Annotated in this window: 9 protein-coding genes; 3 read left to right on the top strand and 6 right to left on the bottom strand. The window is 75.0% G+C overall.

Features of this window, described 5'->3' with window-relative positions; all coding sequences use genetic code 11:
- Positions 1-368: 368 nt before the first annotated feature.
- The 6 genes from moeZ to ACSNOC_RS25935 all read right to left on the bottom strand — a co-directional run bounded on the left by moeZ (position 369) and on the right by ACSNOC_RS25935 (position 7,176).
- The gene (gene moeZ, locus ACSNOC_RS25960) at positions 369-1,547 is read right to left on the bottom strand and encodes an adenylyltransferase/sulfurtransferase MoeZ (RefSeq protein WP_436750005.1); all 1,179 of its coding nucleotides are present in this window, start codon (positions 1,545-1,547) and stop codon (positions 369-371) included.
- A gap of 135 nt (positions 1,548-1,682) precedes the next feature.
- Complete coding sequence (locus ACSNOC_RS25955) at positions 1,683-2,636, bottom strand: NAD-dependent epimerase/dehydratase family protein (RefSeq protein ID WP_436750004.1); 954 nt, start codon at positions 2,634-2,636, stop codon at positions 1,683-1,685.
- Positions 2,637-2,682: 46 nt separating this feature from the next.
- Entirely contained in the window at positions 2,683-3,351 is a 669-nt protein-coding gene (locus ACSNOC_RS25950; RefSeq protein ID WP_436750003.1) for a hypothetical protein, read from the bottom strand.
- Entirely contained in the window at positions 3,348-4,928 is a 1,581-nt protein-coding gene (locus ACSNOC_RS25945) for a DUF3492 domain-containing protein (protein WP_436750002.1), read from the bottom strand. Before ACSNOC_RS25945 ends, ACSNOC_RS25950 begins: the two co-directional genes overlap by 4 nt.
- Positions 4,929-5,106: 178 nt before the next feature.
- Positions 5,107-5,907, bottom strand: coding sequence for a DUF3152 domain-containing protein (locus ACSNOC_RS25940; RefSeq protein ID WP_436750001.1), 801 nt, complete (start codon positions 5,905-5,907; stop codon positions 5,107-5,109).
- Between the two features lie 303 nt (positions 5,908-6,210).
- The gene (locus tag ACSNOC_RS25935; RefSeq protein ID WP_436750000.1) at positions 6,211-7,176 is read right to left on the bottom strand and encodes an alpha/beta fold hydrolase; all 966 of its coding nucleotides are present in this window, start codon (positions 7,174-7,176) and stop codon (positions 6,211-6,213) included.
- 133 nt (positions 7,177-7,309) lie between these two features.
- Here ACSNOC_RS25935 and ACSNOC_RS25930 point away from each other — a divergent pair, with 133 nt between their 5' ends.
- From ACSNOC_RS25930 to ACSNOC_RS25920, 3 genes are all read left to right on the top strand, one after another.
- On the top strand, positions 7,310-7,552 hold the full coding sequence (locus tag ACSNOC_RS25930) for a hypothetical protein (RefSeq protein ID WP_436749999.1): 243 nt from the start codon (positions 7,310-7,312) through the stop codon (positions 7,550-7,552).
- Positions 7,553-7,681: 129 nt separating this feature from the next.
- Positions 7,682-8,308: a TetR/AcrR family transcriptional regulator gene (locus tag ACSNOC_RS25925; protein WP_436749998.1), complete on the top strand. Its 627-nt coding sequence runs from the start codon at positions 7,682-7,684 to the stop codon at positions 8,306-8,308.
- Between the two features lie 114 nt (positions 8,309-8,422).
- Positions 8,423-8,650 carry a DUF3107 domain-containing protein gene (locus tag ACSNOC_RS25920; protein WP_436749997.1) on the top strand — a complete coding sequence of 76 codons (228 nt, stop codon included), beginning with the start codon at positions 8,423-8,425 and terminating at the stop codon, positions 8,648-8,650.
- Positions 8,651-8,732: the final 82 nt, after the last annotated feature.

The raw sequence follows: 8,732 nt of genomic DNA, 5'->3' as shown, positions 1-8,732 counted from the left end.
ACAGCGTCAACGGCGGAATCCTCGGTCCAGGTCGCGTCACACCCGACCAACGACGAATCTCCGACTCAGGACACTAGGGTCTGTCTTCCGGATCGTGGGGGCACCTCCCGGACGCCGGTCCGGGGGAGGATCAGGCCGCGGCGTCTGGCTCCCGGGCCCCCCGGGGGCCCGGGAGGTACCCCCATGCGCCGACAAGGCGCCGGATCGCAGCTCGTACGGTGGGGGCACCTCCCAGCCGCCAGGCTGGGGGACGTACTCGCGCGATCCGGCAACGCGGCCCGGGGACACCCCCCGGACGAAGTCCGGGGGAGGGATGCCCCCGGGCGGTCCGCCCGGGAGCCTTCGCACGTCGCGCCGCGCCGGGCGGGTCAGTAGACCGGCTTCTCCGGCTCGATCTGGTTGACCCAGCCGATGACGCCGCCGCCGACGTGCACGGCGTCGGCGAACCCGGCGTTCTTCAGCACCGCCAGCACCTCGGCCGACCGCACGCCCGTCTTGCAGTGCAGGACGATCCTGCGGTCCTGCGGCAGGTCGCCGAGCGCGGTCCCCATCAGGAACTCGTTCTTCGGGATCAGCCGCGCGCCCGGGATCGACACGATCTCGTACTCGTTGGGCTCCCGGACGTCGATGATGTCGATCTTCTCGTCGGCGTCGATCCACTCCTTGAGCTGGAGCGGCGTGATCGTCGAGTCCTTCGCCGCCGCCTGGGCCTCGTCCGACACGACGCCGCAGAACGCCTCGTAGTCGATCAGCTCGGTGACGGTCGGGTTCTGGCCGCAGACCGCGCAGTCGGGGTCCTTGCGGACCTTGACCTGCCGGTAGTTCATCTCCAGGGCGTCGTAGATCATCAGCCGGCCGACGAGCGGGTCGCCCGTGCCCGTCAGGACCTTGATCGCCTCGGTGACCTGGATCGACCCGATCGACGCGCAGAGCACGCCGAGCACGCCGCCCTCGGCGCACGACGGCACCATGCCGGGCGGCGGCGGCTCGGGGTACAGGCAGCGGTAGCACGGCCCGTACTCCGACCAGAACACCGACGCCTGGCCGTCGAACCGGTAGATCGAGCCCCACACGTACGGCTTGTTCAGCAGCACGCACGCGTCGTTGACCAGGTAGCGGGTGGCGAAGTTGTCCGTGCCGTCCACGATCAGGTCGTACTGCGCGAACAGCTCCATCACGTTGGACGAGTCCAGGCGCTCCTCGTGGACGTTGACCTGGACGTACGGGTTGATGCCCTGCACGGTCTCCTTGGCGGAGAGCGCCTTGGGCTTGCCGATGTCCGCCTGGCTGTGGATGATCTGGCGCTGCAGGTTCGACTCGTCGACCACGTCGAATTCGACGATGCCCAGCGTGCCGACCCCGGCCGCGGCCAGATACATGAGGGCGGGGGACCCCAGTCCGCCCGCGCCCACACAGAGGACCTTGGCGTTCTTCAGCCGCTTCTGCCCGGCCATCCCGACGTCGGGAATGATCAGGTGGCGGGAGTACCTGCGGACCTCGTCAACGGTGAGCTCGGGGGCCGGCTCTACCAGGGGTGGCAGCGACACGGTGACTCCGTAGGGTCATAGGGACAGTCGTTCCGGCTTCAACACTGCCATGCGCGGTCCCATTCCGAGACACCCGTTCCAGAGTCCGGGCAGTGCTCGCCACGCCCCCGGCCGCCGCCTCCGCCTGCGCCTGTGTCACATCCGGCAGGCCGCCTCCATCCAGATGTCGGCCAGCGACTCCTCCAGGCCGATCCTGGCCCGCCAGCCCAGCCGGTCCCGGGCGGTGCGCACGTCGGCCTGCTGCCAGGCGCCGCAGCCGTCCGGGTACGGCACCTGCGGCGCCAGGTGCCCGTGCGCCAGCGCCTCGCCGGCCGGCGGGTGCCGGGGCGCGGGCGGGCCCTCCAGCTCCAGGAGCGTGCCGCCGTAGCCGGAGATCCGCGCCAGCGCCGCCGCCGCGTCGCGCAGCCGCACGGCGTGGCCGGTGCCGATGTTGACCACGCCCTGGGCCGCCGAGAGCGTCGCCGCGTGCACCGCGCGCGCCACGTCCCTGACGTCCACGAAGTCGCGCTGCACGCCCAGGCCGCCGAGCTTCAGCTCGCTGTCGCCGTGCTGCATCGCGCGCCGCAGCGAGTCGGCGAGCCGCCCCAGCGGCGAACCGGCCGGGGTGCCGGGACCGGTGGGCGAGAAGACCCGCAGCACGATGGCGTCCAGACCGGAGCCGAGCACCAGCTCGGTGGCGGCCAGCTTGCTCACGCCGTACGGGCCGCCGGGCCGCGCCACCGCGTCCTCCGCGATCGACGAGCCGGTCTGCGACGGGCCGTACTCGGCGGCGCAGCCGATGTGCACCAGCCGGGCCCGGCAGCCGCTGCGCCGCATGGACTCGCACAGGGTGGCGGTGGCCACGGTGTTGTGCCGGGCCAGCTCGCTCGCCGTGCCGCGGATGGCCCCGGCGCAGTTGACGACGACGCCCGGGTGCACGGCGTCGAGAAAGCGGGTCAGCGCGCCGGGACTGCCGGTGGACAGGTCGAAACGGACGTCGGCGTCGTCACCGCGCCCGAGCGCGGTGAGCTGGACGGCGGGGTCGGCGAGCAGCCGGTCGGCGACGAACCGGCCCAGGTACCCGCCGGCGCCGAGAAGCAGCACTCTCATCGGAGGGCCTCCCGCACGGGCTGGGGGACGCCGGGCAGTTGTGGGGTCATCGGTTCCTTGCTCCTTGCTTGTCGCGTGGGTCGAGGGTCGGGGGAACGAAGGTCTGGGGACGGGCGGTCCGGTGCCGGACGGCGGCGCGGCACAGCAGCAGCCCGGCCGCGGCGGCGCCGCAGGCCAGCACCGGCACGGCGGCCAGCCCGTGCGCGCCCACCAGGGCCGCGACCGGACGGCCGAGCGCGCGGAGCCCGGGCAGCCACGAGCCGCTGACGAGCGCGACGGCCAGCAGTTCGGCGGCCCCCGCGGCGGCGACGGCGAGGGCGGCGGCGCGCCGCAGGCCCCGGCGGGCGGCGAGCAGGGCGCCCGTGAGCAGCACCCCCAGCGCGGCGGCGCCAGGGTGGCCGGACGCCCAGGCCAGCACGGGGATCAGCCCGGCCACGGGCAGGGTGGCCCGGCGGCGGGCCGGGAGGGCGGCGAGCACGGCGGGCGCGAGCGCGAGCACGGCGGGCAGGACGCCGACGGCGCGGTCGGCCCGGGGCTCCGGCACCAGCTCGGCGAGCACCACGTCCCCCACGAGCGCGTACGCGAGCAGCGTCCCCCCGCACAGCCCGGCGAGGACGGCTCCGGGGGCCCACCGCGCACCTCCGGCGACCGCCGCCCCGCCCGCCGGTGCCGGTTCCGGGAACGGTTCCGTCCCCGCGCCGGTGCCGCCGCTCATACCGGCTCACCCCGTCCGGCCGGAACGGCGGCGACGGCGGCGGCGACCGCACCGGCCGGTATCGGCTCCTGCTCCCGGGCGCCGTGAACGGCCCGCGCGGCGCGGCCGGAGTGCCCCGGCAGCTCGCGGTAGATCTCGCGGAAGACCGCGACGTTCCGCTCGACCGCGAACAGCTCCAGCGCGCGGGCCCGCGCGCTCGCGCCGAGCCGCGCCCGGCGGGCCGGGTCGCGCAGCAGCGTCAGGCACGCCTCGGCCAGCGCCCCGGCGTCGCGCGGCGGAACGACCAGCCCCGCGCCGCCGGTGATCTCCCGCACCGCGCCCGCGTCGGCCGAGACCGTGGCGCGCGCGTGGAGCATCGCCCCCACCAGCGGCACCGGGAAACCCGCGGCCGTGCCCGGCCGCACCACGATGCCGTCCCGGCCGCCGGAGGCGAGGGCGTCGGCCGGTCCGGTGGCGTCCGCGAAGACCACCGTCCCCGGCTCGCCGGGGAACAGCCGCGCGGCCAGCGCCCGGCACCGCGCGAGGCAGGCGGCGTCGCCGTGCGGCAGGGCGGCGATCCGCAGCCGGGCCGCCGGCTCGGCCGCCCGGACCCGGTGGAACGCGTGCAGCAGCGCGGTGAGCCCCGCGCCCGGCTCCGCCCGCCCGGCCCACACCAGCGCGGGCGGCGCCCCGCCGTCGGCGGCGGCGTGCGCGACGGCCCGGGCGGGTCGGCGCGGCGCGGCCGTGGCACCCCCCGGGGTGACGAACGCGGCCCTGGCGTACGCCTCGCGGGCCAGCCGCACCTGGAACGCGGAGAGCAGGGCCCGCACGGCGGCACCCCGCGCCGACGGCGCGACGGCGTGCGCGGCGGCCACCGCCCAGTCCGCCCGGTGGCGCTCGGCCAGGCGGGCGTCGTCCTCGGTGATCAGCAGCGGCGTGCCGTGGAAGTGCCGGGCGAGCAGGCCGGGCAGCGCGGCGGGACCGGCGCCCACCGCGTGGCAGAGCGCGGCCGACGCGGGCCCGTCGGGGCCGTACCAGTCGAGGGACAGCGGGCGCAGCGCCCGCTCCAGCCGCCCGGCGACGGCCAGCAGGTCGGGAAGCCGCGCGGCGCGGACCGCGCGCGGGGCGCCGGGGGCGCGGCAGGCGGCCTCCAGCACGCGCACCGCCTGTTCGGAGCAGAGCCACGCGCCCAGCCCGCCGTGCTCGGCGGCGAGGGCGGCGAGCCCGTAGAGCCCGTGGGCGAACCGGTCCGCCCCCGGTCTGCTCCCCTCCACGCCGAGCGGCGGCTGCCCGGAGCCGGGGCACAGGGCGGCGGTCAGCTCCGCGAAGCACTCGCCGAAGCGGCGGCCCAGCGCGGGCGCCACGGCGCCGCCGCCCGCCGGCGGTCCCCACAGGGGAGCGGTGTGCACGCGCCGCACGGCGGGCGGCAGCGGGCGGCGGGGACCTTCCGCCTGCTGCCGGCTCCGGCTCAGGGCGTGGATGTCGAAGCGGAGGCCGAGGTCGTGGCCGGCCAGACCGTGCAGCAGCCGGTCGCACCACGCCACTGATTCGCCCTGCGCGTACGGGTAACCGCCCTCGGTGAGCAATGCGACGCGCACTCACGCACCCCCTGTCTCCGTGTCCGTGACGGCAAGACGTTATGTCTACATGTGCCTGCCGCGACGGACGGTTGTCCGCCACACCACCGGAAGGGGTGAAGAATCGTGTCTTTTCGCAGAGTTCAGTCGTTAACGCGCCGGACCCGGTGCGGTGCGCGGCGGGTCCCCGGGGCGCGGCTCAGTCGCCCGGGTGCGGCCACGGATTGGGCCGGCAGGTCACGCCGTCCGAGTCCAGGAACTTGGTCTGCTGCATCATCACCGGCGCGGGCTCGCCCTCGCCGGGGCACAGCACGTGCCCGTAGCCGAGCCGGTGGCCCACCTCGTGGTTGATGAGCATCTGGCGGTAGCCGCCGATGTCGTCGCCGTACGTCTCCGAGCCCTGGGCCCAGCGCCAGGCGTTGATCATCACGCGCTCGGTGCTGGAGGAGTTGCAGGAGACGTTGTCCTCGGTGACGTCGAGGCCGGACCGGGCGCACCAGTCGGCCGTCGTGCCGGGGCTGGCCAGGGTGATCACGAAGTCGTGGTCGCCCGCCGAGACGCGGGCGAAGGAGCGCTCGCCGTTGTTGCCCCAGCCGCGCTCGTCGCTGAGGGTGCGGTGGACGACCTCCGCGAAGAACTCGGGATCGAGGCCGAGCCCCTCCTCCACGTCCACCCGGTACCGCAGCACCGTGGCCGCGTCCGGATCCGCCGCCGGGTCGCTGCCGCCGACCGGGACCAGTTCTCCCGAGCCGGTCAGCTCCGGATCGAGCTCGAACATTGTGCTCATCAGCTCGTCGTACGTGGGCTCGGCCTCCTCGCCGTCCGAGGGAGCCGCCTGCCGCGGCTCGGCCTCCTGCCCGGCCTCGCGGTGCCCCTCACCGGCCCCGGCCTCCACCGAGGGCCGCGCGGCGTCGGTCACGTCGCCGCTCGCCGCGTCGGGCCCGGCCATCCGCACCGCCATCACGGCGGCGAGCGCCGTGACCACCGCGGCGGCGGCCACTCCCGTCAGCTTCCGGCCCCGGCCCCGCTTCCGTTCGGCGCGGTGGCGCGGGCCCGGCCGCCTATCCCCGGGCCCCGGCCGGCGGACCGGCGCCCGGCCGCGCTCTGTGACCGTCGGCGGAACCTCCCCCGCGAGCGGGAGATCGCTCCACCCGGGATGCCGCTGTGCGGGGACTCGGCCGCCGCGGAAGTCGGCGTCGTCGAAGGCATCGATGTACTCCTGACGAGGACCTGGGAACGGTGCGGCCGGCCGAGCCGCTTCGGGCGGCGGTATCGCGGGATCACGGTTGTCCATCCGGCCGGCCTACCCGCCCTCGGCCGCGGCCGACGCGGCGAGGAACTCCCGGAAGGCCCGTGCCACCTCGGCCGGGTACTCCATCATCGCCACGTGCCCGGCCTCGGGCATGACCACCAGCCGCGAGGACGGGAACGCCCGGCTCGCCCGCTTCGCCATCCTGAACGACACCAGCCGGTCCCGCACCCCGTAGACCAGCAGGGTCGGCGCGAGCACCCGCTGCGCCTGCCGCCACAGCGAGTGCTGCCCGGTGAGCGTGTAGGCGTTGACGATGCCGCGCGCCGTCCGGCTGAGCGAGTCCCAGAAGTACGGCAGCGCCTGCCGCCGCTCCAGCTCCGCCTCGGCCGCGGCGAACTCCTCCAGCGTGATCCGGGCCGGGTCGCCGTAGCACAGGCGCAGCACCTGGCGGGCGCGGTGGGCGGCCGGCAGGTCGCGGGTCATCCGGCGCATCAGCCGGGGCATCCCCGGCACGCCGAGCAGGCCCGTGGGCAGCGCGGTGCGCTGCGGCGGCAGCTCGGGCAGCGCGGGCGAGATGAGGGTGACGGTGCGCACCAGGTCGGGCCGCAGCGCGGCGACCCGGGTCACGGCGGCGCCGCCGAGCGAGTTGCCGAAGAGGTGGACGGCGCCCCGGCCGCTCGCCTCCAGGCACCGGATGACGGCTCTGGCGTGCCCGTACACGGAGTAGTCCCCGTTGTCGGGCGGCGGCGAGGCGCCGAAGCCGGGCAGGTCCACGGCTTCGCACTCGACGTCGCCGGACAGCAGCTCCATGAGCGCCGACCAGTTCCGCGACGAGCCGCCGAGGCCGTGGACGAAGAGGGCCGGTTCGAGACCGTCGCACGCCGCGGCCCGGCGGCGCACCGCCAGCGTCATCCCGGGCAGCGCGACGGTCCGCAACGTCTCTCCGTCGCGAACCCCCGGCCAGCCCTCCGCGGCGGCGAGCGCGGCCTGGGTCCGCAGCTCCTCGGTGGTTGGCATGGCGCAATATTACGAGCCCGTCACGCCGGTGACACGCACCTGTCCGCGTCCGGCGGCGATTCGTGAGTTCGCCTCCGCCCCGCCACCCCCCTAGGCTTGGGTGTCCCCACCTGTCCTTCGGGAGGTCGAAGCCATGACCCTGGATCCGAAAGAGCCCGAGTCGTTCGACGAGTTCCTCGACGAGGAGCAGGAGGAGGAGCTGTTCGGCGAGGAGCTCGGCGACGAGGCGCCCGAGGCGGACGCGGCCGAGCAGCGCCAGGAGCTGCTGCGCCTGCACGACACCCCGCTGACCGGGCCGGGCCCGGCCGAGGCCGACCCGGCCGACGCGGCCGAGCAGGCCCGCGTCGTGGACCCCGGTGACGACGAGTACCGGTGACACACGACTGTCCACGGAGTGAAAACCTCTGCCCGCGCAGCCCTGCGGGCGACTACTCGAAAGTAGGATGACAGGCGGCGTTCGATCGGATGCCTTTTTTCGCGCAGACCACGACCACCGGGAGGCGGCGTGACAGCCACTGAGCACACGGAGGCGCGCCCACGCGGCACGCGCCTGCCGCGGCGGGCCAGACGGAACCAACTCCTGGGCGCGGCGCAGGAGGTGTTCGTCGCTCAGGGGTACCACGCGGCGGCCATGGACGACATCGCGGACCGCGCCGGGGTCAGCAAGCCGGTGCTCTACCAGCACTTCCCGGGCAAGCTGGAGCTGTATCTCGCGCTGCTGGACCAGCACTGCGACGCCCTGGTACAGGCCGTCCGCGAGGCCCTCGCCTCCACCAGCGACAACAAGCAGCGGATCGCGGCCACCATGGACGCCTACTTCTCGTACGTCGAGCACGAGGGCGGCGCGTTCCGGCTGGTCTTCGAGTCCGACCTGACCAACGAGCCGGCCGTGCGCGAGCGCGTCGACCAGGTGTCGCTGGACTGCGCCAAGCTGGTCTGCCCGCTGATCGCGGAGGACGCCGACCTGCCCGAGGACCAGTCGATGCTGCTGGCCGTCAGCCTGTGCGGGATGGCCCAGATCACCGCCCGGCACTGGCTGCGCTCGGGGCAGAAGATGCCCCGGGACATCGCCAGTTCGCTGACGGCCTCGCTGGCGTGGCGCGGCATCGCCGGCTTCCCGATGCAGCACTGAACTGTTCGCTCTGGGCGTGGCCGCCCGTCGCCGGGCAGGGGAAACACGCGGATAACCTGTGCTCAGTACGGCGCGGACCATCGCGCACGTCACGGACCAGCGGAGGGACAAGCCGTGGAGATCAAGATCGGCGTTCAGCACACGCCGCGCGAGATCGTTCTCGAGAGCGGGCAGTCTGCCGAGGAGGTGGAGAGCTCGGTCGCCGAGGCACTCTCCGGCACCGGCAAGCTGCTCACCCTGGTCGACGAGCACGGCCGCAAGGTCCTGGTCCCCGCGGACCGGGTCGCGTACGTGGAGATCGGCCAGCCGACTCCGCGCCGGGTGGGCTTCGGGGCCCTGTAGGCAGCGCCCCCACGACATCGGGACGGCGGCTACAGCGGCGGGACCTGGCTGAAGCTGGCCGCGCTCACCGTGGTCGCGCAGC

The organism is Streptomyces sp. URMC 129 (assembly GCF_051386415.1).
In the GTDB taxonomy this organism is placed as follows: domain Bacteria; phylum Actinomycetota; class Actinomycetes; order Streptomycetales; family Streptomycetaceae; genus Streptomyces.
This window is presented reverse-complemented; position numbering and strand designations above follow the sequence as displayed.

Coding starts and splice junctions, on each gene's coding strand:
- ACSNOC_RS25955 (WP_436750004.1), bottom strand. CDS start 2,636: ATGAGAGTGCTGCTTCTCGGCGCCGGCGGGTACCTGGGCCGGTTCGTC.
- ACSNOC_RS25950 (WP_436750003.1), bottom strand. CDS start 3,351: ATGAGCGGCGGCACCGGCGCGGGGACGGAACCGTTCCCGGAACCGGCA.
- ACSNOC_RS25935 (WP_436750000.1), bottom strand. CDS start 7,176: ATGCCAACCACCGAGGAGCTGCGGACCCAGGCCGCGCTCGCCGCCGCG.
- ACSNOC_RS25930 (WP_436749999.1), top strand. CDS start 7,310: ATGACCCTGGATCCGAAAGAGCCCGAGTCGTTCGACGAGTTCCTCGAC.